The 24,734-nt window shown below is 65.5% G+C and carries 25 protein-coding genes; 11 read left to right on the top strand and 14 right to left on the bottom strand.

Annotated elements, in window-relative coordinates:
- Positions 1-53 precede the first annotated feature (53 nt).
- The 8 genes from ACK3R5_RS03305 to ACK3R5_RS03270 all read right to left on the bottom strand — a co-directional run bounded on the left by ACK3R5_RS03305 (position 54) and on the right by ACK3R5_RS03270 (position 9,733).
- Positions 54-3,113, bottom strand: coding sequence for a hypothetical protein (locus ACK3R5_RS03305; RefSeq protein ID WP_411968062.1), 3,060 nt, complete (start codon positions 3,111-3,113; stop codon positions 54-56).
- Positions 3,101-3,991, bottom strand: a complete 891-nt coding sequence (locus ACK3R5_RS03300) for a hypothetical protein (RefSeq protein WP_411968061.1) — start codon at positions 3,989-3,991, stop codon at positions 3,101-3,103. Before ACK3R5_RS03300 ends, ACK3R5_RS03305 begins: the two co-directional genes overlap by 13 nt.
- A complete protein-coding gene (locus ACK3R5_RS03295; RefSeq protein ID WP_411968060.1) occupies positions 3,988-4,380 on the bottom strand; it encodes a hypothetical protein in 393 nt (130 codons plus the stop codon). The genes ACK3R5_RS03300 and ACK3R5_RS03295 overlap by 4 nt, the downstream gene beginning before the upstream one ends.
- On the bottom strand, positions 4,358-4,828 hold the full coding sequence (locus ACK3R5_RS03290; protein WP_411968059.1) for a hypothetical protein: 471 nt from the start codon (positions 4,826-4,828) through the stop codon (positions 4,358-4,360). The genes ACK3R5_RS03295 and ACK3R5_RS03290 overlap by 23 nt, the downstream gene beginning before the upstream one ends.
- A gap of 98 nt (positions 4,829-4,926) precedes the next feature.
- Positions 4,927-6,648, bottom strand: a complete 1,722-nt coding sequence (locus ACK3R5_RS03285; protein WP_411968058.1) for a pilus assembly protein — start codon at positions 6,646-6,648, stop codon at positions 4,927-4,929.
- Positions 6,642-8,642: an ATPase, T2SS/T4P/T4SS family gene (locus tag ACK3R5_RS03280; RefSeq protein ID WP_411968057.1), complete on the bottom strand. Its 2,001-nt coding sequence runs from the start codon at positions 8,640-8,642 to the stop codon at positions 6,642-6,644. Before ACK3R5_RS03280 ends, ACK3R5_RS03285 begins: the two co-directional genes overlap by 7 nt.
- A gap of 96 nt (positions 8,643-8,738) precedes the next feature.
- On the bottom strand, positions 8,739-9,179 hold the full coding sequence (locus ACK3R5_RS03275; protein ID WP_411968056.1) for a hypothetical protein: 441 nt from the start codon (positions 9,177-9,179) through the stop codon (positions 8,739-8,741).
- Complete coding sequence (locus ACK3R5_RS03270) at positions 9,176-9,733, bottom strand: hypothetical protein (RefSeq protein WP_411968055.1); 558 nt, start codon at positions 9,731-9,733, stop codon at positions 9,176-9,178. Before ACK3R5_RS03270 ends, ACK3R5_RS03275 begins: the two co-directional genes overlap by 4 nt.
- Positions 9,734-9,852: 119 nt before the next feature.
- Between ACK3R5_RS03270 and ACK3R5_RS03265 the strand changes: the two genes are divergently transcribed.
- Together ACK3R5_RS03265 and ACK3R5_RS03260 are read left to right on the top strand one after the other, a co-directional pair.
- Positions 9,853-10,935, top strand: a complete 1,083-nt coding sequence (locus ACK3R5_RS03265; protein ID WP_411968054.1) for a tubulin/FtsZ family protein — start codon at positions 9,853-9,855, stop codon at positions 10,933-10,935.
- A gap of 207 nt (positions 10,936-11,142) precedes the next feature.
- Positions 11,143-12,246 (top strand): glutamate-cysteine ligase family protein, encoded by a 1,104-nt coding sequence (locus ACK3R5_RS03260; protein ID WP_411968053.1) that lies wholly within the window; start codon positions 11,143-11,145, stop codon positions 12,244-12,246.
- A 93-nt stretch (positions 12,247-12,339) separates the two neighbouring features.
- Here the strand turns inward: ACK3R5_RS03260 and ACK3R5_RS03255 are convergent, their stop codons facing one another.
- Together ACK3R5_RS03255 and ACK3R5_RS03250 are read right to left on the bottom strand one after the other, a co-directional pair.
- Positions 12,340-13,689: an alkaline phosphatase family protein gene (locus tag ACK3R5_RS03255; RefSeq protein ID WP_411968052.1), complete on the bottom strand. Its 1,350-nt coding sequence runs from the start codon at positions 13,687-13,689 to the stop codon at positions 12,340-12,342.
- 156 nt (positions 13,690-13,845) lie between these two features.
- Positions 13,846-14,685, bottom strand: coding sequence for a hypothetical protein (locus ACK3R5_RS03250; RefSeq protein WP_411968051.1), 840 nt, complete (start codon positions 14,683-14,685; stop codon positions 13,846-13,848).
- 139 nt (positions 14,686-14,824) lie between these two features.
- Between ACK3R5_RS03250 and ACK3R5_RS03245 the strand changes: the two genes are divergently transcribed.
- From ACK3R5_RS03245 to ACK3R5_RS03235, 3 genes are read left to right on the top strand one after another with little or no spacing between them, the layout of a single operon-like run.
- On the top strand, positions 14,825-15,265 hold the full coding sequence (locus ACK3R5_RS03245) for a DUF5788 family protein (protein WP_411965613.1): 441 nt from the start codon (positions 14,825-14,827) through the stop codon (positions 15,263-15,265).
- Complete coding sequence (polX, locus tag ACK3R5_RS03240) at positions 15,262-17,010, top strand: DNA polymerase/3'-5' exonuclease PolX (RefSeq protein ID WP_411968050.1); 1,749 nt, start codon at positions 15,262-15,264, stop codon at positions 17,008-17,010. Before ACK3R5_RS03245 ends, polX begins: the two co-directional genes overlap by 4 nt.
- Positions 17,011-17,048: 38 nt before the next feature.
- Positions 17,049-17,591 carry a Mut7-C RNAse domain-containing protein gene (locus ACK3R5_RS03235; protein ID WP_411968680.1) on the top strand — a complete coding sequence of 181 codons (543 nt, stop codon included), beginning with the start codon at positions 17,049-17,051 and terminating at the stop codon, positions 17,589-17,591.
- A 71-nt stretch (positions 17,592-17,662) separates the two neighbouring features.
- Here the strand turns inward: ACK3R5_RS03235 and ACK3R5_RS03230 are convergent, their stop codons facing one another.
- The gene (locus ACK3R5_RS03230; protein ID WP_411968049.1) at positions 17,663-18,622 is read right to left on the bottom strand and encodes a ribonuclease BN; all 960 of its coding nucleotides are present in this window, start codon (positions 18,620-18,622) and stop codon (positions 17,663-17,665) included.
- A gap of 146 nt (positions 18,623-18,768) precedes the next feature.
- Between ACK3R5_RS03230 and ACK3R5_RS03225 the strand changes: the two genes are divergently transcribed.
- Genes ACK3R5_RS03225 through ACK3R5_RS03210 form a run of 4 tightly spaced genes read left to right on the top strand, consistent with a single transcriptional unit; the run spans position 18,769 to position 20,859 of the window.
- Positions 18,769-19,050 carry a DUF5789 family protein gene (locus ACK3R5_RS03225; RefSeq protein ID WP_411968048.1) on the top strand — a complete coding sequence of 94 codons (282 nt, stop codon included), beginning with the start codon at positions 18,769-18,771 and terminating at the stop codon, positions 19,048-19,050.
- Between the two features lie 2 nt (positions 19,051-19,052).
- Positions 19,053-19,724 carry a type II CAAX prenyl endopeptidase Rce1 family protein gene (locus ACK3R5_RS03220; protein ID WP_411968047.1) on the top strand — a complete coding sequence of 224 codons (672 nt, stop codon included), beginning with the start codon at positions 19,053-19,055 and terminating at the stop codon, positions 19,722-19,724.
- A 25-nt stretch (positions 19,725-19,749) separates the two neighbouring features.
- On the top strand, positions 19,750-20,346 hold the full coding sequence (locus ACK3R5_RS03215) for a GrpB family protein (RefSeq protein ID WP_411968046.1): 597 nt from the start codon (positions 19,750-19,752) through the stop codon (positions 20,344-20,346).
- A 57-nt stretch (positions 20,347-20,403) separates the two neighbouring features.
- Positions 20,404-20,859, top strand: a complete 456-nt coding sequence (locus tag ACK3R5_RS03210; RefSeq protein WP_411968045.1) for a DUF302 domain-containing protein — start codon at positions 20,404-20,406, stop codon at positions 20,857-20,859.
- A gap of 18 nt (positions 20,860-20,877) precedes the next feature.
- On the opposite strand, the gene ACK3R5_RS03205 is transcribed toward ACK3R5_RS03210, so the two are convergent.
- The 3 genes from ACK3R5_RS03205 to ACK3R5_RS03195 all read right to left on the bottom strand — a co-directional run bounded on the left by ACK3R5_RS03205 (position 20,878) and on the right by ACK3R5_RS03195 (position 23,450).
- Positions 20,878-21,051 (bottom strand): hypothetical protein, encoded by a 174-nt coding sequence (locus ACK3R5_RS03205; protein ID WP_411965605.1) that lies wholly within the window; start codon positions 21,049-21,051, stop codon positions 20,878-20,880.
- Positions 21,052-21,083: 32 nt separating this feature from the next.
- On the bottom strand, positions 21,084-22,349 hold the full coding sequence (gene nreA / locus ACK3R5_RS03200) for a DNA repair protein NreA (protein WP_411965604.1): 1,266 nt from the start codon (positions 22,347-22,349) through the stop codon (positions 21,084-21,086).
- Positions 22,350-22,466: 117 nt separating this feature from the next.
- A complete protein-coding gene (locus tag ACK3R5_RS03195; protein WP_411965603.1) occupies positions 22,467-23,450 on the bottom strand; it encodes a transcription initiation factor IIB in 984 nt (327 codons plus the stop codon).
- Positions 23,451-23,571: 121 nt separating this feature from the next.
- On the opposite strand from ACK3R5_RS03195, the gene rnhA reads away from it, so the two are divergent.
- On the top strand, positions 23,572-24,165 hold the full coding sequence (gene rnhA / locus ACK3R5_RS03190; RefSeq protein WP_411965602.1) for a ribonuclease HI: 594 nt from the start codon (positions 23,572-23,574) through the stop codon (positions 24,163-24,165).
- On the top strand, positions 24,158-24,718 hold the full coding sequence (locus tag ACK3R5_RS03185; RefSeq protein ID WP_411965600.1) for a rnhA operon protein: 561 nt from the start codon (positions 24,158-24,160) through the stop codon (positions 24,716-24,718). The genes rnhA and ACK3R5_RS03185 overlap by 8 nt, the downstream gene beginning before the upstream one ends.
- Positions 24,719-24,734 lie beyond the last annotated feature (16 nt).

The raw sequence follows: 24,734 nt of genomic DNA, 5'->3' as shown, positions 1-24,734 counted from the left end.
GTAGTCGGACGGCAAAACGGTTGTCACTCGATACGAATACGGCCGGAAGTGAGTCAGACGGAACCGCAATCGGCGGGAACGGTACACCCCGGCCCACCCTCCCATCCGGGTGACCGTTCGTCTGCGTCGCCGTCGACGTCACCGACGCCAGTTCCCGACGGTGGGACGGCGACGACGATTGCCGTCTCGACGGCGAACCCGACACGCTCGCCCCGCCCGACAGTCTCGGCGGTGCCGTCACCGTCCCAATCGAGTTCGACTGTCGACCCGTCGCGAGCGTAGGTCAACGACTCGGTTCCGTTGCCGCGAGCGTGGACGCGGAACTGCGCGAACTCGCCCGCGACGGCCACGTCCCACACGTTGACCGTCGCGTACCAGTATCCGGGCACGGGCGCGACGGGCATCCCGGCGGGGACGCGCCGGAACGAGCGGTCGAACCGAGACTGAAGCGTGTCGTCGACGCGGCGTTCGACGGCGTCTCCGGTGGCGTTCATCACCGCGTCGGTAGCCGTGGCCGCGAGTGCGTCTTGTCGAGCGGTTCGCGTCGATTCGACCGTCCGGTTGGTGAGTCGTTGTGGGACTGTCGTCGACGGTTGCCGACGGACCGAGCGAAACGCGTCGTCGAGGCGGAGTTCGAGCACGTCGGCGTCGGCGGTTCCCGGTTCTGCCGCTTCCACGGCGATCGCCCGCGACACGGACCCGTTCGTCACCGCCAGCGCCTCGTGTGCAGAGTCGTTCCAGCGACCGAACGCCGACTGCAACACTCGCTGTCGTTCCGTCGACGTGAGGTCGGTGTGGAACGCGAGGACGTCACGGGCCGCCACTCGGGTCGGATTGGTCGCGTCGACGACGGCCCGTTCGAGTTCGTCGCGGCGTGTGCGGAGGTCCGCGGGCGTCTCGTTCGACGCCGCGAGCGCGTCGTCTGCGGCGAGGAGTGCGCGGGCGGCGACTCGAAGAGGAACCCGGCGACGGGCGCCGAAGACGGGTTCGAGGACGGTGTCGGTGGCGTCGCCGTAGGGGACAGTAAACAGGTTGGTGTTCCGGGCCACCAGCGGGTGGTACGTCCCCGCGTCGGCGACTGTCGGAACGGCCGACCCGGAACGGCCGTCGAGGGAGAGATACATCGGGTCGGCGTCGGGGACGAAGCGCACGGTGCCGGCGTCGGCAGTCGGTCGGTTCGTCGCCGTCGTGTCCAGCACGTGACGAGCAGTGTGTTCGGCGGCGACTGCCGCCGAGAGTGACCCAGCGTTCGCGTCGCGTGCGGCGTCGTCCGCTGCGTCGGTGGCAACCGCAGTCCGGTTCGCGCGTTCGTCGAGTTCGGTGACGACTCTGTCGAGATACGCAGCGCGAACGGCGACGCGCGCTCGGTCCGCGACGCCGTCGTACGTGGCCGGTGCGTCGAGGAGTTCGGCCCGGTCCGCACGCAGGTCCGCGGCGAGTTCGCCCGCCGGGTTCACCTCGCCGGCAGCGACTGCCCGTGCCGAGACGGTTCGACTCCGGTTACGAACGCGCTGGTGGAGCGCGAGAAGGTCGGCGCGAATCCACGCGTCGAGACCCGATGCACGAGGGGCGACGACGGTCCGTGTCGAAGGAATGGAATCGTCGGCCACGTCGCGGGCGAGGCCATCGAACCCGCCGCGTGACGAGACGACGTCGGAGGCGACGGCCGGTGCATCGGCGAAGTTGTCGCCGTCGAGCGCCCCACCCGGCGAGAGCGTTGGGTCGAGTGGGCGAGTCGGGGCGGGCGTCGAGTCAGGGGTGACGACGACTGCGACGTCGACGCGCGCCTCGTCGATCGACTCTGCGCGAGTGTGGAACGTCTCGTTGCCGCGGTGCCACGTTTTCGTCGTCACCGTTCGGGTCGTGACCATCCGGGATGCGGCCGACACGACAGTCGTCTCCGGTGCGACGGCGGGCGTCCGCGTCGGGAGCGTCGTCACAGACGAGTTCGTCTCCCGCGTCGTCTCGCCGAGCGTCCACTCCGGGCCGGGCGTGACCGGTGGGTCGTCGCTGTGGCGGACGACGCGAACGTCAGATTCGACCGAGACGGACGCCCGGTGTGCGTCCGCAATCACGTCGTCGGGCGACGCGGTATCGCCGCGGCCATCCAGAATCGAGACGAGCGCACGGTCTGCCGCCGTGTCGACTGCCGTGTCTATCGACCGATTCGTCGAGACGACTGGGTCGCGTCCGCCGGCCGTGGGATTTGGGTCGGGAAGTGCGTCAGCCATCGCCGGTGCGCCGGTCACACCTGTCTGGGAGAGGAGGCTTCGAACACCGGTCTGGACGGCCGCACAGCCGACGGCACCCCGTGCATCGGCGTCGGTGGTGCCGAACGTCTGCTGTTCGGTGAGGAGGACGCCGGCGTTCGTCGCCAGCGCGACGTGGTCGTTCGAGACGACGTTCTCGACGGGCGCGCCGGCGTACTGACTCCACCCGCGCGTCCACGCGGCAGTCCACATCGCAGTCGTCACCGTCGCGTCGAGCGTGCCACCGTTCGTCGCACTGGCGTCGAGACGGTGTTCGAACGTCTCGGTCCGGTCGTGGAGCGCGAGGACAGGCGTTCTGACACCCACAGTCGTCGTCATCGTCTCTCCGGCGACTCGCGTTCCCGCTCGGGTCACGTCGACGGCGATGTCCTCGACGGTGACGACCAGCATCGTCCCGTTGTCGCGGGAGTCGATGGAGACGCGTTCGAGTGCCGCACGGAGCGTCGATTCGTTCGTCGGGCGGGGGAGCGACGCCGTCGCAGCGACGGCACCGTCTGTCGTCGAGAGCGAACGGAGTCGCGCCTCGGAAGCGAGTGCGATTCTGAGACGGAGGTAATCACGAAACGTCTGATTCTCCGAGAGGACGCGGCCAACCGTCGTGTTCGACGGCGACGTGACTGGGTTCGCGGCGGCATCGCGTGCGGCGTCGCGAACGGCAGCGCGAACAGCGGCGTCGGTTCCCGCACGCATCTGGTCGATTGCGTCTTCGACTCGTCTGTCGGCGACGGGGTCCTGCGTCGAGAGCGCTCCCGAGAACGTCGCACTCCCGACGAGCAAGAGCACGCCGAGGAGGGCGAACGGGACGCGTCCCCGGTCGTCGTCTGCGAGTCTCATCGCGACCACGTCCTGACGGTGACCGTGAGACGGCCGACCGAAACCGCCTCGGCGGCCCGGCGCGGGTCGTCGTACTGGCGACGCATGTCCGCTTCGAGTCGCCGGGACAGCGCTGCCGAGAGGTCGGCGTTCGCCGCGTGGGTCTCCTCTGCGGCGACTTCCGGTTCGACGGAGGCCCCGAAAAGCGACCCTGCACGACCGTACCGGTGTGCCATCAGCGTCGAGACGGGTGCGTCACCCCGAAGCGCCAACCGGACGAGTGAGGGCGGGAACAGACCAGTGACCGTTCGGGTGGCGACGACGGCGGCGACGGCGTCGAATCCATCGTCGCTCGCAACGAGTGCGTCGTCGCGTGCGGCGGGGAACCCACTCGGAACGTCGAGCGTCGCGGCGTGTGTCGCCAGCGACGCTGGCGGCGTGGGTCCGAGCGTCGTGGTCGCTCGAACGGGAGCATCGGGGTACGGTTCCCACTGCACGGCGACGTTGACGCCACGAACGGGGAGTTCGGCGGCAACGCGAGCACCGACCTGTTCGCGCATGTCGTCTCTGGCATGCGTGAGTCTGGTGCCGTCGACGGTGACGGCACCGAGCGTCGCGCGACCAAGGAGTCCGGCGAGACTCCCGTGTGCGGTTCGGTCGAGTTCACGAGCGTCCACCCCGCCAGACCCGAGAAGCGACGGGTCGGCGGCACGAACGCCGGGTTCGAGGTCGTACTCGACCGTCGCGGTGCTCGTCGCCAGCGAGTTCGCGATGGCGTCAGCGTCGGATGCCGTGCCGACAGCGTCGACAGCGCCGTCGGTCGCTCCCGCGTCGGCGGTGACGACGAGGCCGATACTCGCGCCGACCAACAGGAGACAGAGAGTCACGTCGAACACGAGGTCAGTCATCGCCACACCGCCACGCGAAGCGTTCCAAATTTGACGACGCCGGGAGCGACACGCACGCTCACACGAGTCGCGTCACTGTCTGCATCTGTCGGTGCGTCTGGCCCCACGACACGGCGTTCGTCGTCGGCAGCGACGACGATTCGGCACGTGTAGCCGTCTGGACAGGCCGAGTGCGCAGTCGAGAGGCGGTCGGAGTCGACGACGCCGGTATCGTCCGCGAGGAACGATTCGACGTTGTCGAGCGTGGCCGGGGCGAGCGCCCTGTCGGCGGTGGGTCGCGACCTGTCGAGCACCGTCGCGTACCCCGAGAGAGCGGCGCAGACGACCACCAGTGCGGTGAGCGCCGCCAGTGGCGACGTCTGTGCTCTACGCGGCGACGACGGTGACATCCGTTCCCTCCCACGAGACGTGTCGAACGACGAGCGTGTCTGCGACCGGTCGCCACGACGAGTTGGTTGTGCGTGCGTCCCCGACGGCGGCACGGAACGCGGCGGGCGACTCGAAAACCGCGCTCGGTTGGGCACCGAGCGCCACCGACCCGAGACGACTCTCGTATGTCGTCGGTGTGACTGGGCCGAACGCGAACGCCGCGTGTGCGGTTCCACCGTCGTTTCGGAGTGCGATACGACGACTGCCGAGACTGACGGCGTCGGCCTCCAGCGGGTGTTCCGCCGTCGTGTCGTAGTCGGCGACTGCGACGCTGTCGACGGTATCTGCGACACCGGTCGCGTCTGGAATCGGCGTAGTCGGCAGTCCGGCGACGGTTCCGACGAGGACGACGGCGGCCACCGAGAGCGCAGTCCAGATGTACAGCGATTCGAACGGGACGTCGAACATAGCACGGGGTGGTCCCGTCCGGGTATTTAAACCTCAGCCCGGAGTCGGAAGCAGGCCGCCCCACCGTGCGGTGTCGAGAGCAGGCCGCCCCACTGCGGTCAGACGAGTGCGCCCGCGGCGGCGAACGCGACGAGGAACGTCGTCGTCGCAGAGACGAGCGCCGACCCGACGCGCGAGGCGACGAGATGTCTGTCGAGTCCGTTCGCGATACCCACCGAGAGCGTCGTGAGCAGCACCGCCGACAACAGGACGTACACGCCCACCGCGAATCCGAAGTCGCTGGTCGCCATGGGCGCGGTGACGGCCGCGTCGTCGAGTGACTGGACGGGAGCCATCCCATCCGCGAGCGCGACTGTCGCACCCGCGACGAGTGGCCCGAAGAACGCCGCCGTGTTCGAGAGCGTCTCGGTGACCGAGGCGAGTTCACGGCGTGCGTCAGCGTCGAGTCGCGAGAGTGCCGCGAGTTGGTCGGCCATCGAGACGATTGCCCGCCCGGCGGGACGGCCCTCACTGGCGGCGAGTTCGAGGAGCGTGACGACGCTCGCGACACGAGGACTCGGCACCGAGTCGAGGACTCCGTACTCACCGCTGAAGGACTCGCCGACGCCGACGCGGAGTCTACGCTGGACACCGACTGCGTCGGCGAACAACTCGCCTGTCGCACCGGGCACCGACGACGACGCGCGAACGAGTGCCGATTCGACCGCTTCGCCCTCTGCGACGGCACGGCCGACGAGATAGAGCACGTCTGAGAGGCCATCTTCCACGTCCTGCACGTGGGCCCGGAGCGTCACGACTGGGCGTGCGGCGACGTACAGCGCTGCACCCGTGCCGCCGCCGATTGCTGCGAGTGGTGCGGCCCACGGGGCGACGAACTGGGCGACGGCGACGTACCCACCGACGGCGACGACTGCGCCAGTGAGTCCAGCACGGCGTCGGTGGTCGTCGACTGCTGGATGCGACGAGTCGATAGCCAGCGGTGCGAACGCAACCGGTCGCCGGACGAGCACCCATCCGACTACGGCGAGGAGACAGACTGGGAGCACGATGTCGTACAGGAAGACGACGTGCGTCGCGTCGATACCGACGTTGGCGACTCGTGCCGCGGGCAGTGCGCCGACGAGTGCGAGCGGGAGCAAGACACCGAAGGCGTAGACGGCGGTCACCGGACCGCGAATCGCTCCCGTGAAGTCGGCGAGGCGGTCACGAGTCCCCTCCCGGACGACTTCGTGTGCTCTGTCGAGCGTCCGGTCCCGTTCGCCGTCGGGGACGTCGGCGGCAGTCCCGAGCAAGGCCGCCGCTCTGTCGAGTGCAGGGAACCACGCACGCCACGCAGTCGCGAACGCACCGAGACCAGCGGTCGGTGTGCCACGAGCGCGTTCGGTATGTGCGACGAGTGACTCCGAAAGCGGGTCGTCGCCCGTTCGGGCGGCGAACGTCGCCGCTCGCTCGACTGATGGCTCGATTCGCATTCGGAGTGCGATGCGCCCGACGAGTTCGGGGGCGCTCCCCAGTGCACGAGTCCGGCGGAGCGTCGCCAACCAGACGGGAGCGGTGTGAATCGCGTGTGCAGCGCCCAGCGCCGCCGCGAGGGCGACGAAGACGACGGTGAGCGTCGGCAGTCGGGCGAGTGCGGCGACGACACCACCGAAGACACCTGCTGGAACCGCCGCTCCGTATCCGGCGCGAACGACGGTCTCGGCGTCCAACCGAGACCCGAGAAACGAGAGTGCGCGACACAACTCGTCGCTCGGGTCGCTCGTGGTCGGTGCGAGTCGTGCGAGCGTCGGCACGGCGACGTGGACGGCGGCCGTCAGCATTCGACATCACATCCGGTTCGACCCGAAACACGGTCACCGGGTGCCGTCTGTCCCGTCCGAGCGAGTGTCGCCAGTCGGGCGGCCCTGTCGTCGAGTGCGTCGAGGACGTCCGTGTACGACTCACCCGGAGTCGCGAGCGCCTCGACGGCGAGACTGTCTCCGCGCTCGATTGCGTCCGTCGGCGCGAGCGACGTGCCGTCGTGCGCAAAGAGTGACTCGAACGCCACGTCGTCGGCCGTCGGGCGCACCTCTTCGACGCGAGCGACGCGGTGTGACCCTGCTCGCTGACAGGTGACGACGAGGTCGGTCGAAGCGAACGACGACGCCGGCACGCCGAGGTCAGAGACGACGCGCTCGCGAACGTCGCTCGCACCGTCGCCGTGAATCGTCCCGAGGACGGCACTGGCGTTCGCGCCGACGCGCATCGCCTCGTAGAGGACGGCCGCTTCGTCACCGCGAACCTCGCCGATTGCGAGCGCGCCGTCACCCAACCGAAGGGCAGCGTGAAGCGCCTCCTGCGGCGTCGGTTCCGGCCCGCCAGTCGTATCGGTCCGGAGCGTCTGCACGTCGCGACCGTCCGACCGGAGTTGCTCGGCAGGGAGTTCCGGCGTGTCTTCGATGAGCACCGTCCGAACGTCGTCTGGCAGTTCCCACAGAAGCGATTCGAGGAACGTCGTCTTCCCGGCACCCCGTGCGCCGGCGACGAGGACAGACGCTCCGCGTTCGACGGCGAGCGAACAGAGGGCCGCGGCGTCGGCCGAGAGCGTCCCGTTTTCGACCAGTGCGGGCAGCGTCAACGGCGTCTCGTCGTGGCGGCGGAAGGCGAATCCGAGTCCGTCGCTCGCCGGCGCGGTCACACCCGCGACACGGATACTCGTCCCGCCCGCGTCGATGGTGGTGTCCAGCGTCGGGTCCGCACGGGAGAACGACGCACCGCTGACGCGGCGGAGACGAGACGCGAGTGATTCTGCGCCGCCCGGTGCGAGGCGGACGTTCGTCGGCATGGCCGTCCCGTCGACGACGACGCGAATCGGGTTCTCGTCCGCAGGGGTCGAGACGTACACGTCCGAGACGCGCGGGTCGGCAAACAGGTCGTCGAGGACGCCGTGGCCCTGCGTGTGTTTCGCGAGAATCGACGTGAGCGTGTCCACCGGGTCGCGTTCGTCGGCGACGAGACGGACGGCACGGCCGGGTGCTCGGTCACCAGCGTCGACGGTCCCACGGGCGAGTGCGTCGTGTGCAGCGGCGAGCGTCGCTGCGGCGTCCGGGTCGAGAGTCGACGCCGGCGGGTCGAGGTGGTAGACGGGGCCCTCGGGTGTCGCGTACCGACGCGCGACTGCGCCAGTGTCGAGGTCCGTCGTCCCGACGAGTCGGGCGTCTGCCGGTGGACGGGGGTCGATTCGTGACCGGGCGAGCGTCGGCCCGACGACTGCACGCAGTGCGTCGCCGTACTCCGAGACACGGTCTGCCCCCGCCGCGAGGCCGGTTTCGACGATAGCACGGCGTATCGGGCCGGCACGACCAGTCGCCTCGCGTGCGGCCCCGAGTGGGTCGTGTCGCGCACGTTCGGCGAGACGCTCGTCGTAGAACCGAACGCGCTCGGCGAATCGGCCGGTGGCGACGAGCAAACCCGTCGCAGCATCGTCGTACCGTCGTTCCAGTCCATCGGTTCGGACGACGACTGCGTCTACGTCGTTGGTCTCCAGCGTCTCGATAGCCGTCGCGCGACACGCGGGTGCAGTCGCCAGTGCACCGGCGTTCGGGCAGTCGTCCGCATCGACGACCAGCGTGGCAGTCTCATCGGGGCGGTCCGTCGGCGTCGAAACCGTGGGCACACAGGCGCAGTCGGCGTCGGAATCGGACGTTTCGAACTCGACACCGGCGACGGCAGCGAGCGTCGAGGTGAGCGAGTCGGGAAACGACGAACGGTCGAGACTCGTGAGCGAACTCCGGTCGAGAGTCGGAAACGACGAACGGTCGAAGTCGAGGGGCATGCGGTGGGGTGGTCGCCTCCCCCTACTTGAACCTACGCCGGACATCGGGTGGAAGAAATCAGCGTCGAGGAGGTGTAACAGCGGTAGTAATCGGGGTTACGCGGGTTCGACGACGACCACAGGGCCGGCGGTATCGGCTTGTAGCGACAACCGGAGTCGGTGCTCGCCGGGGTGAAAGACGAGTCGGTTCCCGGCGACCCGGATGCGCGGCCCGCCGACGCGACGGACGACTGTCGGTCCAGACGGCATGGTCGCCGCCAGTTCGACACCGTCGCCGCCACGAATCACGAGGCGGGAGATTCTCGCCGTCCGCCACGACCCGGTCGGAACGTCGAGGGCGACGTATCGACGCGCCCCTGCGACTCCGGTCGGCGTCGGGTCTTCGGTGGCGGCGAGCGAGGCAGCGGCGTGGGCGATGTCGTTCGCCATGGTTCCAACGGTGACCGTCGTCGCGTCCGCTCGTGCGGCATCCGCCGCCGGAAACACGACACCTGCGAACGCGACGGCGAGCAGGCACGCGAGGACGACGCGAATCACAGCGCGTCACGGAGTCGCGCCGCCAGTCCACGACCCGTCTCGTCGGTAGTCTGGTCGGCCCCCGAACGACGAGGCGGGCGGGCGTCGGTGTGAGTCGGAGCCTCGAACCCATCGTGTTCGGACGTCGGCGCGCGGTTGTGGCGAGGGGCGGCCTCGGGACCGTTTGTGGTGGTCGCGTCAGCGTCAGTCGATTCCATCTGGCCACTCCCGAGGTTCGGTGTGGATTCGTCGACGAGTGCGTCTTCGAGTGATTCCGCTTTGGCGAGGGCGGCGTTCGCACGGCGTTCGACGTCTTCGTTGACGGTTCGGACGCCACCGACGTAGCCACGCATGGCCTGCGTCGCCGCGTCCACCTCGTCGAGGCGGTCCGCAATCGTCTCGACGGTCGATTCGAGGGCAGAGATTCGCGCTTCGATTGCGGCGACGTCTTCGAGCGCGGAGACGTCGGTGTCGGTGCCGGTCAGCGTCCGTTCGACTGCCGCCAGTCGCGAGACGAGTTCGTCGGTTCGGTCGGGCGTCGAGTCCGAGGTGTGGTGGCGTCCACTGTGAGTCATACGCCGGGGTGGTCCCGTCATCCGCCATAAACCTCCGGACCGTGATACTGCACGACCGTCACCCCGTGACCAGTCACCTGTGGGGAACGTTCAAGAGACGCCCGGCAGTGGATTGAGACATGAAGACCGTCCTGATTGGTGTCGGACAAGCAGGTGGAAAACTCACTGCGGCCCTCCAGTCGTTCGACCAGCAGATGGGATTCGGTGCCGTCCTCGACGCAGTCGGGGTCAACACCGCGAAGACCGACCTCCAGTCGCTTCCCTTCGAGACCGTTCTTATCGGCCAAGACAGAGTCAACGGCCACGGTGTCGGCGGCGACAACGAACTCGGTGCCGAGGTGATGGAGGCGGACAAGACGGAAGTCATGTCGGCACTCGACGGCCGCGTCACGGCCGAGACGGAGTCGATATTCGTCGTCGCCGGCCTCGGCGGAGGAACCGGGTCCGGCGGCGCACCCGTCCTCGCGAAGGCGCTCAGACGCGTCTACGACATCCCCGTCTACGTCCTCGGTATCCTCCCCGGCGCAGACGAAGGCGCGATGTATCAGGTGAACGCCGGTCGGTCGTTCAAGACCGTCGCCCGTGAGTCGGATGCCGTCCTCCTCGTCGACAACGACGCCTTCCGGTCGTCCGGGGAGTCGATGCAGGAAGGGTACGACGCCATAAACGACGCCATCGCGAAACGCGTCGGCCTCCTCCTCGCCGCCGGTGAAGCAGTCGACGGCGTCGGTGAGAGCGTCGTCGACAGTTCGGAGGTCATCAACACGCTCCGCGCTGGCGGTATCGCCGCACTCGGATACGCGAGCGTAGAGGCCTCAGCAGTCGCAGAAGAGAACATCAACGCCGTGATGAGCACGACCCGCCGGGCACTGCTCACCGGGACGAGTCTCCCGGACGCGAGCACCGCCGACTCGGCGCTCGTCGTCGTCGCCGGAAAACCGGAGACGATTCCGCGAAAAGGTGTCGAACGTGCCCGACGATGGGTGGAAGACGAGACTGGAAGCATGCAGGTTCGTGGCGGCGACTTCCCGCTCGAAAGTGGCCGTCTCGCGTCACTCGTCCTCCTCGGCGGTGTCGAGCGGTCGGAGCGCGTCGAGTCGTTCATGGAGCGTGCTCGCGACGCCATCGAGCAGGCAGAGACCGAGGTCCGAGACGACCCGAAGGAGATGTGGCACAACGACGGACTCGACGACTTGATGTGAAGTCGTCGCGGACGGAGTAGAATCACAAATCGGTCACGTTCCGTCCCGTGTCGAAAACGCGCGTCCACAAACTCGGTGGATATAGTTCTATCTGCGAAGGGTTCTTCCGTCCTTCTGTAGACTATTGGTATGTGTTAACAAACAGCAATCTGCAGAAGGCCGAACTAGTGAACAAGAGGACCGATTCGTCCCACAAACGAAGTCACCATGTCAGAAGCCACCGCTGAACCGCTTCGACGGAGTATCGAAGTCGAGTACTGGGTCGTCGAAGACGACGGGTCGCTCACCACCCCTGGCGAACTCGTCGACGCCTCGTCGGGAGCAGAACGCGAGTTCGTCGAACCAGTGTTGGAAGTGAAGACGACGCCGTGCAGTACGACCGCCGAACTGCGCGAAGACCTGTACGGACGACTCGGAGACGTCCTCTCACGGGCCGACCAGGTGGGAAAGCGACTCGTCCCGCTCGCCACGCCGATGAGCGACGAGTCGGTGTCAGAGCGGGAGAGTGACCGGACACGCATCCAGAACCGGGTGGTCGGGTCGGACTTCGAGTACGTGCGACACTGCGCGGGGACGCACATCCACGTCGAGCAGCGTCCGGGGCGCGAGATAGACCAGTTCAACACGCTCGTCGCGCTGGACCCCGCGCTCGCGCTGTTGAACTCCTCGCCGTACTTCGACGGCAGACGATTGGCGGCCGGTGCACGCTCGAAGCTGTACCGTCGGATGGCGTACGACGACGTGCCCCATCAGGGGTGGTTGTGGCGGTACGCCGACGACACTCGCGAGTGGTCACGCCGCCTCGAACGCCGATTCGAGGAGTTTCTCACCACCGCCGTCGACGCGGGTGTCGACCGGTCGAGCGTCGAGGCGAACTTCGACCCGGAGAGCGCTATCTGGACGCCGGTCCAACTCAGGTCCGCGTTCGGAACGGTCGAGTGGCGGTCACCGGACAACGCGCTCCCGAGCGACGTGCTCAGACTCGCTGATAGCGTCGCGGGCGTCGTAGAGCACCTCGACAGCGCAGACCTCAGAATCGAAGGGGAGAGAGGGAGCGTGACGGACGATACGGTCGTTCTCCCCGAGTTCGACCAGGTACTCAGATACGTCGACGCCGCCATCGAGGAGGGACTCGACTCCGAAGCGGTGCGGTCGTACCTCGACCGGATGGGGTTCGACGTGGAGGCGTACAGCCCGGTGTCACACGAGATAGACGGCCGTGAGACGGTCACGCCCGCAGAGGCGCGGGAACTCCGACTGCGACACGCTGACCGACTCGAACGAGACGTGAGGAGCGCAGTCCGACAGTAGGAGGGATTCCCTCGTCCAGAAGACACGCTCCGCAGTGGTCAATCCGGTACTCACACGGGAGGAACCGGAGCGAAAAGCGCAGAACAGGTGTGCTTACTGGTGGATGAGACTCGCCCCGTCGAGTTCGGTGCGGGTGAACTCGATGTCCATCAGTTCGAGGATGGTCGGCGCGATGTCGTAGAGGTCGGCGTCTTCGATTTCCGCGTCGGCGTCGTCGATGTAGAGCGACGCGTTGTCGAACGAGTGCATCCCGTTGCGCGGACCGGTGCCGAAGACGTCGTCGTGGCCCTTGAATCCGGACTTGAGGTCGAACCCGTGGTTCGGGATGACGACGAGGTCCGGGGCGATGTCGTCGTGGTCGCCGCGGAAGGCCTCTTCCTTGACGACGACGCGGTCTGCGACTTTCTTCCCATCGGGGCCTTCGAGGGCTTCGAGTTTCGCCTTGAGTTCGCCACGGACCGCTTCGTACTCGTCTTGCGGCACGGAGCCACGAGGTTCGCGGCCTTCGAGGTTGATGAAGAAGCGACCGGGAATGAGCGAGTAGGCCTTCGACCCGTCTGCGATGTCGGCGAGTGAGTCGTGGTCGTCGGCTTCGTACGAGAGCCATCCTTCTTCTTCGAGCCACGTGTTGCAGTGGACCTCGTAGTCGAGGGAGGTAAAGCCGTGGTCGGAGGCGACGACGAGCGTCACGTCGTCGGGGAGCATCTCGCGGATGTTGCCGATGTACTCGTCGACCTTGCGGTAGAAGTCGAGGAAGGCGTCCTTGTTCGGGCCGTCGCGTTCGTAATCTTCGAAGAGGAAGTGATTGACTCGGTCCGTCGTCATGAAGACGCCGAAAAAGAGGTCCCAGTCGTCTTCTCCGAGGTAGTGTTTGAACGCCTCGTACCGTTTGTCGAGCGTCTTGTGGGCGTCTTCCATGAACGCCGACTTGTCGTCGTCGTGGCCGAGTTTCGCGTTCACGTCGATTTTGTAGCCCATCTGCTGGAGGTGGTCACGGAACTCGTCGGGATAGGCAGCCTTGTCGACGCTGGGCGAGAGGAACCCAGAGACCATGCGCTGGAGGTTGCGCTGTGGCGGGAACGTCACGGGGACGTTCATCACCGTCGCCTTCCGGCCAGCGTCGGTGACGCGGTCCCAGAGGCGAGTGGCCTGTACGTCACGACCCATCGGAACGTACGTGTCGTACGACCCGACCTCGCGGTCCTGGAAGCCGTAGACACCCGTCTCTCCGGGGTTGACGCCGGTTGTGAGTGCCGGCCAGCACGCGCTGGATTCCGGCGGAACGATACTGTCGATAGCACCACCCGAACCATCGTCGGCTAGAGCCGCGAAGGTCGGGAACTCCTCGGGATGCTCAGAGAGGAGACTAAATGGCACCCCGTCGATGCCGATGAAAGCGACACGGGGGTGGTCCTTGCCGCGGAGTCGGTCGAACAAACCCATGCATCACGATTCCCAAGAGAACCATAAGAAGGTTCGTCTATCTACGGGCGTTTGCGCCGACAGACGACGGATACGTGCAATCGTCGGAGTAAGCGGAGAGATTCGCCGTCGAACGGTCGTGAGAAGAGATGCGAGAAATCGGAGACGTCGTGACGGTCAGGCCCGAGGCGACCCGCGAACCTTGAGCGGTCTGTCGCCCGCCATCGAACTCCGACCGGTCGCACGGAGTTCGCTGACCGCGACGAACACGAGTCCCCACAGGATGAGCGCGGACGCCCACATGGGACCGACGCTCGATATCTGCGTGGGGAAGACGAGTGAGACGGCACCGAAGTAGATTGCGAGACCAGCGGTCAACCACGCCACGAACCGGTTACCTACCGACCCTGTCGAGGCGACGAGTCCGAGGACGAGCAGGTTGATCGACATCATCGTCATCTCCATGTAGTGGCCGGCGATGGCGTGCACGTCGCCCGAACTCTGGAGGGTGAACTGGTTCACCGCGAAGGCGAGGACGGGGATAGCCGCCACGGCGACGAGTCCGAGCAGTGCTGGACTGTAGTCGTCGCCGACAGAGAGCATCTCACGGCCGGCCGGGTGGAATATCGACATCAACCCGATGAGGACGAAGAACGGCAGTACCTCTTCGACTGGACCGCCCCCGACGATGACGCCCACGAGGACGAACGTCACGACGGCGAGTGCGACTTGCATCAGTGCCACCCGCTTGCGGGGGCGGTAGAGTTGGCTCGCAACACTCAGGATGATTACCCAGACGTTCGCCGCGATTACCATCACGTGGAGGCGATGTTCTGCCAGTATCTCACCGCCAGCGCCCCACCCCGTGAACGAAAACGCGAGGAGGTCCGAGACGAACGCCGCCGCCATCCCGAGGGTCACCAACGTGAGGAGATAGAACGCGTAGAGCCGGGCCCGCTTAAACGTCGAAGTCGATTCGCTCTGCTCGCTGGGTTGTTCTGTGTTACCAATAGACATGGTCGCTGAGAAGTACGTCAGACGAGGAGATAATCGTTATCTGGGGTTTTCGGACCTGTCCGCTCCCGAGACGGTTGGTGGCACCGTCGAACGACGCCGGGGCGAAGGAGCGAAGTGTCACGCGAGATAACGACAAGACGTGAAGGAGTTCGAGCGCAAACAACTCCTGGAGCGTGTCAATCGCGAGGGGGCGACGGTTGGCACACAGATTCCCGACCGAATCGACATCCAGGGAGAACAGATAGACCTGAAGCAGTTCGTCTTCGAGATAAAGCGCCGCGACACCATCCCGCCGGGTGAGCGCGAACGGGTGGACGAGGCGAAGCGAAACCTCCGCCGCGAGCGTCTCGAACGCCTCCAGCCAATCGAAGACGGCGAGATAAGCTACGAAGAGGGCCGCAGTCTCGTCGACGACATCATCGGTATCGACCGTGCGTTGAACGCACTCGAACAGCTCAAAGCGACCGACCTCGAACAGGAGTCGAAACTCCAGAACGCGGCCGACCAGAAACGCTGGATGAACTTCCTGAAGAAGGCGCTCGGCCGTGACAGCGGCAAGAGCAAACGAGGTGGACGATGAGCCGAAACGACGAGGTTGCGACGCTCCTCGAAGAGTTCGCAGACCTGCTGGACGCGAAGGACGTGGCGTACAAACCGTCGAGTTACCGCCGTGCCGCCGAGAACGTCCGGGAGTATCCGAAACCAATCGAGGAACTCGCCGCCGAGGGGGCAGACGCCGTCGAAGAAATCGACCGGGTCGGCGACGCCATCTCGTCGAAGATTGTCGAGTACATCGAGACGGGCCACATAGCGGAGTTAGACGAACTCCGTGAGGAGTTGCCCGTGGATATGGCCGGGTTGACGAGCGTCGAGGGCGTCGGCCCGAAGACGGTCGGAACGCTCTACGAGGAACTCGGCATCACCGACTTAGACGAGTTGGAGGCCGCCGCCCGTGACGGGAAGATTCAGGAGGTCAAGGGCTTCGGCGCGAAGACGGAGTCGAACATCCTCGACGGCATCGCGTTCGCCCGCGAGGCCACCGGGCGGGAGACACTGGGGAAGGCACGACCCATCGCCGACGACTTACTCGCGTATCTCGGCGAGAGCGACGCAGTCGAGCGTGCCGAACCCGCCGGGTCGATGCGGCGGTGGCGCGAGACGGTCGGCGATATCGACGTTCTCGTCGGGAGCGACGACCCGGAAGCCGTCATCGACCAGTTCCTCGCGTGGGAGATGGTCGGAGATACCATCGAGGCGGGCGCACAGAAGGCGAGCGTCCGCGTCAACGCGATGCGCGTGGACCTCCGCGTCGTCGACCCCTCGGAGTACGGTGCTGCCCTCCAGTACTTCACGGGGAGTAAAGACCACAACGTCCACCTGCGGAACATCGCCATCGACCGTGGCCTCAAGATGAACGAGTACGGGATGTTCGACGTCTCCGACGTGGACGACCCGGACGGTGGCCCTCGCGTCGGGAGACGGGTCGCCGGCGAGACAGAGGAGTCGATGTACGCCGCACTCGACTTACCGCTCGTCGCCCCCGAGATGCGCGAAGACACCGGCGAAATCGAGGCGGCCACGGATGGGTCGTTGCCGGACCTCATCGAGGAGGGAGCGGTTCGCGGTGACCTCCACACGCACACCGACTGGTCGGACGGTGACAACACCATCGCGGAGATGGTCGCCGCCGCCGAAGAACGCGGCTACGACTACCACGTCGTCTCGGACCACGCCACCGGCCCCGGCATGGTCGGCGGCGTCGGTGTCGAAGACGACGAACTGCTCGACCAGATAGACGACATCCGCGCCGTCGCCGACGACGCCGACATCACCGTCTTCACCGGTGTTGAAGCCAACATCGACGCCGAAGGCGGCCTCTCAGTTGCCGACGACGTCCTCGACCAACTCGACGTCGTCGTCGCCTCGCCCCACGCCGCGCTCGACCAGGACCGCGAGACGGCGACCGAACGCCTCGTCCGCGCGATGGAACACCCGGCAGTGGATATCCTCGGCCACCCGACCGGTCGTCTCATCAACCAGCGCCCCGGCCTCCCACTGGACTACGAGCGAATCGCGGAGGCCGCCGTCGACAACGGCGTCGCACTCGAACTCAACGCGAGTCCGTACCGACTCGACCTGAACGGCGAGGCACTCAAAATCGCCGTCGAGGCGGGTGCCGTCGTCGCAATCGACACCGACGCACACCGACCGGCCGAACTCGACCACGTCCGCTACGGTATCCACACTGCGCGGCGCGGGTGGGTCGAGACGGCAGACGTCATCAACACGTGGTCGGTCGAGGACCTGACGGACTTCCTGCATTGACAGACGATTCCCGGCCCGGGGCCGACCCGAGCGACCCGATTCGCGACGAAATCGGGTCGGGTCACCCCGGAACGGCCGCCTTTGGCGTCGAGACGGCGACGCCGGACGACACTCGCCTCCTCCTAGACGTGATGCTCGGAAAACTCGCCACCTACCTGCGGATGTGTGGCTACGACACCGCATACGCGATGGACGGCGACGGGACGGACCCCGGCGACGACCAGTTGCTCGCGCGGGCAGACGAGGAACGTCGGGTCCTCCTCACGCGCGACGTCTCACTCGCCAGGCGGGCCGACCGGAGCGTCCTCTTGGCCGGGCGGAGACCACTCGTCCAACTGCGCGAACTCCAGTCGGTCGGGTTTCGCGTCGAACTCGACGACGGACCGGCGCGGTGCGGGTCGTGTAACGGTGTGGTCGAACCGCTCTCGGGCGACGACTCGGTTCCGGAGTACGCACCCGACCCTGCCGAGACGGCACTGTGGCGGTGTCGCGACTGCGGACAGGTGTTCTGGCGCGGGAGTCACTGGCGCGACGTGGAGGCTCGGTTGACCGACCTCAGGTCGGAGTCAGACGGCAACTGAGCAGAGAGTATCGAGACTAAGCAGAGAATATCGAGAACTGAGTGGAGAGGAATCGAGAGAACGCGGCCGGCTCAGTAGCGACTTCGGGGGAACCACTCGTCGCAGGCTTCCATGTCCTGCATCATCTCGTCGTGGGCAGCACAGTAGGGTTTGAGGCCGTCCGACGTGCGGACGTACTCGAAGTACGTGCAGTTTCCACAGTAGCGGTCACCGACCATATTATCTTGCGGGCGGTTCGCGTTCGGATGTTCCATCGCGTCCTCGGGAGACCGGTTTGCGGGGCCGCCAACGGAATCGACGCCCTGTGTACTCTGTGCCCGCTCTGTGGACTCGGTGGCCGGTTCGAGGTCTAACGGCGTAATCGCCTCCGACGACGCGCCGCCGTCGGTTGCTCCTGCAGTGCTGCCCATGGCAGACCCGGAGTTCGTGTTCGTCTGGGTCTCTACGTCGCCGTCGGGCGTGCCACCGAGGAAGCCGATACCGCTGAGTCCGCCGCGGACGCTCTTTTCGACTTCGACGATACGGGTTTCTCCCTTCTTCGTCACTTGCACGGTGGCCGTCCCACCGGGGTCGTTTCGCGTCTTGAAGTTGGCGACGCCGACGAACAGACACCAGAACGTGGTGATTGTGCCGAAGAAGTAGACGCCAACCGTCTCTAAGGTCAGGTCGCGGAGGCCCGCGCCACAGGTCGCACCCGTCCACTGACACGGGTAGGCGTGGGAGAACAGGCCGACACCGAGAATGGCGATGCTCGCCCCGATAACCGCTGCAGCACGAGTTCGACGGCTTGCGGGAAGGACGGCGAACACGCCGAGGAAGACGGCGGGGACGCCGAGTCCACCGAGGATACCCCCGAGTTCGCGCGCTTCACCGAGCGTGGCACCACCCGACGTGTAGACGTCGGTGGTCGTAACCACGATGCCTGCGATGACGAGCAGGGCACCGGTGAGGAACACCCCGAACCCAAAGGTTAGCCGTCGGAGACTCGGGCCACCCCGGCCGCCGTGATACGCCTCCGATAGACTGGTCATAGAACCGTTTACGAAACCAGTCCCTAAAACGATGCGTCAGACGATTGTCTGTTTATCGACACGTCGTGGGCTATCGGTCTCGGTGGCGTCCCGTCTTCGATAGGAATCTCGAAGGGATTATCATGCGCGGTGGCTAACCCTCGCCCATGGCTGACGAGGAAGCAGACGAAGCGCCTGCCGTCGAACTCGGCGAAGGCGAGTCCGTCGAGGGCGCACCGCTCGCACGTGTGGCCTCCCGACTGACGTGGCCGCAAGAGAAGAGTAGCATCCTGAAGAAAGAAGGCGACGCGGTCATTCGCACGCCGACCGGCCCGCAGACGCTCGAAGACGTCCTCGCAGACGTCGACGAGACGTACTTCGATACGCGCCAGACCTTCGTCAACGACGTCCAGGACGTCGTCGGGCGCGGCCCCGTCGCGACCGAATAGCGGTGGTCCGTCGCCGGCTCGCGCGACTCCCGTGGCTCTATCGTGCCCTCCTCCTCGGGGGCGTCGTCGGTGCCGCGTGGAGTCTCTGGACCCTTCCAACCGGCGACCTCACCTACCGCGCGGTCCACGACGCACTCCTGTTTATTCTCGTCCCGGGAGCGTTCGCAGTCGCCCACGGCCGCAACCTCGGCTGGACCGTCGACAGACGCGCTCTCAGAAACACGCTCCTCCTCGCACTGTTCGTCCTCCCCTTCTACCTCGTCGGGTCCTCGCTCCCGTCGATTCGGACGTTCTACCCGATGTGGCACACCTCGACGGCACTCGTCGACTTCCTGCCGCACGCAGCGAAGCAACTGCTCGTCGTCGTCGCCGCCGAGACGTACTACCGAGGGCTGCTGTGTGTCGGTATCCGCGACATCGGGCGAAAGAGCGCCCTCATCAGCCCGGTTCTCTACGCGTTCCACCACGTCGGCAAACCGCCGATAGAACTGCTGTTGTCGGCCCCGACGGACGTCCTGTTCGGCCTCGTCGACTACGAGAGTAACTCGATTCTCCCGTCTATCGTCGCCCACGGGTTCGGCCTCGTCCTCCTCGACTGGCTCGTGCTTCACCCACCGCTGTTCCCGCCGGAGGAGGTTGCGGCAGTACTGCAGTGGCTCCCGATTCCGCTCTGACCGACTCCGAGGAGAACACGAGACGATGCCCGACGAACCTGACGACCACCACGACGCGACGCTCGGACTCGCTCGTGAGACGGTCGAACTGGTTCCGCACGACCCGGCGTGGGCAGACGCGTACGACGCCGAAGTCGAGCGACTGCAGTCCGAACTCGACACCACCGGCCTCGGATTCGAACACGTCGGGAGCACCGCGATTCCGGGTATCGCCGCGAAACCCATCGTCGATATGCTGCTTTTGGTCTCGGACCTCGACGACACGGACGAACTGGCGAACGAACTCGACGCGGCGGGCTACGAAGAGCGCCCCGACGACGTTCCAGACCGGCGGTTCTTCGCCCGCGGGCCACCCTCGAACCGGACGCACTACCTCTCTGTGACCGAACGCGGAAGCGACTGCCACCGAGAGCAGGTGGCGTTTCGCGACGCGTTGCGAGCGGACCCGGAACTCGCCGCCGAGTACGACAGTCTGAAACACGAATTAGCCGACGCCAGTCCGGACGACAGGGCCGCTTACACCGACGCCAAGTCGTCGTTCGTGCGGTCGGTGCTGGAAGACGCCGACGAACGTCGTTCGTCGGTCCGCCAGACGCGGTCCGGCGATACCGAAGACCGGTGAGTGTGCGGTCCACACAATAGAGGTACCTTTTCCACTCCGGGCGTCGAACGAAGGAGTATGACACTCCCAATCGACCCGACTGCCATCGAACCGGAAGACATCGGCGAGGAACAGGTCGTTCTCCACATGGACCACGAGGCGGCAATCGAGCACGTGCGCGAAGCCTTCACCGACGCCGGGTTCGGTATCGCGACCGAATTTTCGCCCTCGGAGATGCTCAACGAGAAAGTCGACGCCGGCCGGGACCCGTACTACGTCCTCGGTGCGTGTAACCCCTCGATGGCGGACCGTGCCCTCGACGCCACCGACAACAAGATGGGTGGCCTCTTCCCCTGCAACGTCGTCGTCTGGGAGGAAGAACCGGGCAAACAGGTCGTCTACCACCTGAGCATCATGCGCGTCGCTCGACTCATCGGCATCGCGCCCGACGACGACGTGATGGCGGACATCATCGCCGATACGGGCGAACTCGTTCAGAAGGCACTGGCCAACCTCGACGCCGTCGACGCCTGAGCGGCGAGACTCGTCACCCTACACCGACTCGCTCTCTTCGAGTGCGTCGGCGATTCGTTCGATGTCGCCACGAATCTTGTACAGGAGGTAGATACCGACGAGCGCCGCAACTATCGGCAAGAGGCCGACGACGGCGTACATGAGGAAGATGACGAGCAGTTCCGGACCACCGGGTATCTGGAGTGGGACCATGCGAAAAGTGCCCCACCGTTGTCATATATACGTTACTGACCGAAGTCGAAGATGTTCGTCTGGAGTCCGGCGGCCATCGTCGACTTCCGGCGAAGGTCACCGAGCGAGACGGGGAGGTAGTTCGTCACGTCGCGGACGGCGTCGCCGAACGTCTCCGCACTGGCTTTCTCACCCTCGAAGGCGTGTCTGATGGACTCTCGAATCTGCCAGACGCCGACCGGTCCCCAGTAGTCGTCCGAGACGTGCCGGAGGACGAGTGCCTTGGCCTGTCGGCCTCTGTCGTGGAGATGTTCGAGGACGCCCAGTCGGGAGGCGTGGTAGGCACCCGCCGTCTCGTTTACGTACGACGACCGGCCCTCGTAGCCTTCGCTGTCGGCGGCGAGATACATCCCCGCTTCGGGGTCGGGATTCCAGACGCTCCCGGGTGCTTTCATCTCGACCAGTTCGAACTCCCAGCGGCCGGGTGCGAGGATGACCCAGAAGGCGTTTCCGAGGAACTCGTTGCGGTAGATTTCGACGCCGTCGATGGAGTCTGCGTGTTTGACCGTCCCCCGGAGGTACTGGCCGAGCGTGTCGTCGACGGCGGTTATCGACCACCGCGTCGGGACGAGGCGGCGCTGTTCGGTCTGGCCGAGCGCACCCGCCGACAGAATCGTGTTGATGTCGTAGACGTCGAACCCGCGTCTGTAGAGGTACGTCATCGCCCCCTGGGCGTTCCAGTCGTCGTCTTCGAGCGTCTTCTTCACCGCTCGTGGGACGTGCGGGTTCTCCGCGAGGTCAGCAGACCGGGCGTGGGCGCGCGGGCCGACAGGCGTCGCCACGTCGTCGGTGTGGGCGTCGAGGTTCAAATCCGGTTTGCCGTCGAGGCCGATTTCGACAGTGACGGGTCGGTCGGCGATGGCCACTTCGCGCTGTGTCCCCAGGAATCCGTCCCACGAGTCGGCGACGTTCGTCACCTTCGTGCCGCGGTTCGAGTTGAGCAGTGAGGTTCGACGCTGGAAGACGTCGGAGATGCTCACCCCCTCGTCGTACCACGCAGCACTCGTCTCGAAGGATTCGGCGTCTTCGTCGTGGCCGACTGGCGAGAGAATCCCAGTCGAGACGCGCGGATAGTTCGACCGCCCGACGAAGATAGACGGCGAGACACCCCCGTAAAGTGAGTCCCCCTGAACAGTCTCCTCGAACCGGTCTTGAAACGTTTCGAGGTGGTCGAGGATACCGTAGGACTTCTCTTCGGCGAGGCGGCGGCGCTCGGCGCGCTCGTCCCGCTCGATGTCCATGAACTCGTCGAGCCGCATCACCGGATGTGGGGCGTCCGTCGGTATGAACCTTCGGCGACGGAGCCATCGTCGACCGGAGAAAACGAATCTGATGGGCCGGACTGCCCTGTGGTGATTCTCGCGGCAGAGAACCGGTCAGGCGTGGATGCCCATCGCTTCGATTTGTTCTTGGTAGCGGTTCCGGATGGTGACTTCGGTCACCTGCGCGACGTCTGCGACTTCGCGCTGGGTCTTCTTCTCGTTGCAGAGCAGTGAGGCGGCGTAGATTGCGGCGGCGGCGAACCCAGTCGGCGACTTCCCGGAGAGCAAGCCCTGTTCGGCCGTCGTCTCGATAATCTCGTTCGCCTTCGACTGCACCTCTTTCGACAGGTCGAGTTCCGACGAGAACCGAGGGACGTACTTCTTCGGGTCGACTGGGCGCATCTCTAAGCCGAGTTCTTGAGAGATGTAGCGGTAGGTTCGCCCGATTTCTTTCCGTTCGACGCGCGATACTTCGGCAATCTCTTCGAGTGAGCGGGGGATTCCCTCTTTTCGACAGGCGGCGTAGAGCGTCGAGGTGGCGACGCCCTCGATGGAACGCCCTCGAATCAGGTCTTCGTTGAGTGCGCGGCGATAGATGACGGATGCGACTTCGCGGACGGACCGTGGGACACCGAGTGCGGACGCCATGCGGTCGATTTCGCTGAGTGCGAACTGGAGGTTTCGTTCGCCGGCGTCTTTCGTACGAATTCGTTCTTGCCACTTACGCAGTCGGTGCATCTGTGACCGTTTTTCGGACGACAGCGACCGCCCGTAGGCGTCTTTGTCTTTCCAGTCGATGGTCGTCGTCAACCCTTTGTCGTGCATCGTCTTCGTGGTCGGGGCACCCACGCGTGACTTCGACTGCCGTTCGGAGTGGTTGAACGCGCGCCACTCCGGTCCGGGGTCGATTCGCTCTTCTTCGATGATGATGCCAGTCTCCTCGTGAATTAACTCACCGTCCGCCGTCCGAACGACTTCGTCAGGGTCGAGATTATCGAGGTCCAACTCGTCTTCGTCCGTCGTTTCGTCCACGTCCGACTCGTCTCCCCATCGAGTTCGGTCGTACTCACGCTCCCGCTGGCGGGTAGGCCGTTTCATCGCATTTTTATATTGTCTGTTTCCTGATTCTTGAAAGTTTTCCCGGGAGAGAGAGACTATCACGGAGGCGACACCACCACCGAACGGAGCGACTATACGCCGGCCCAAGTGAGGTGGAGGTATGCCGACGGTCGAGTGTGACCCCGACGAAGCGCGACAACGACTCGAAGAGGCCGGCGTAGACGTCCAGTCCGGCAACACAGAGTATGAACGCTGGCGTGCCGAACGAGGTGAAGCGTCCGCAGTCGCCTACGACGAGAAAGTCGTCGTCCAGGGGAGCAACCCGACTGACCTCCTCGCCATCTTGCAACCGAAAGGAGGCCGTGCACACGTCTACTTCGACGGTGCGAGTCGAGGGAACCCCGGCCCCGCCGCAATCGGGTGGGCTATCGTGACGAGCAACGGAATCGTCGCCGATGGGTCGAAACGCATCGGAAAGACGACCAACAACCGCGCCGAGTACGAGGCACTCATCGAGGCACTCTCGGCCGCCGCGGAGTATGGCTACGACGAAGTCGACGTGCGCGGTGACTCACAACTCGTCGTCAAACAGGTCCGCGGCGAGTGGAAGACGAACGACCCTGGCCTCCGCGAGCGTCGCGTGAAGGCCAACGAACTGTTGTCGACGTTCGACCGCTGGTCGTTAGAACACGTACCGCGAGAGATAAACGAACGCGCCGACTCCCTAGCCAACGAGGCCCTCGACGATGCCTGAACCAGAACTCCCCAAAGAGGTATTACAGGAAGCAGAACGGTTGACTCGACTCGCTCGCGACGCTATCGACCCAGACGAGCGTGCGACGTATCTCTCGGCGCGAGACGAACTCATCGGACCGTACGACTTCGTCGCCCGTCGTCGAGACGAAGACGACGTGTTGGTCCTCCACCCCGAAGAGTGGGTCGACGACGACGGAACTGTCCACCCGGCGCAGATAGACGACGTCGACCGTGGAATAGAACGCCCGCTATCTGGGACGGGCGAAGACCACGAGTGGAGCGCAGTCGAAGCACACAACGCGGCCGTCGTCGAGGAAGTGGCCGACGAACACGGGACGGTCCACGCCGCAAACGCTCGCGCGTTCGCCGACTTCCTCGGGAACCACTACGTCCGCAAAATCGAGATGGCTGGCGCTCCCGAGGTTCGTGAGTTCGTCGAAGAATATTATCCACGCAATGCGTGGCCGACCACTGAACAGCGGTCGTTACTTTCCGAATCGCTCGAATTCGTGTTCGACGCCGCAGGCGCCGAATTGCCCGAATACGAGTGAGCGATACCGAGAGTTC

This window comes from Haloferax sp. YSSS75 (assembly GCF_046764215.1).
Lineage (GTDB): Archaea > Halobacteriota > Halobacteria > Halobacteriales > Haloferacaceae > Haloferax.
The sequence above is the reverse complement of the archived record's forward strand: the minus strand, read 5'-3'. Positions and strand labels throughout refer to the sequence as shown.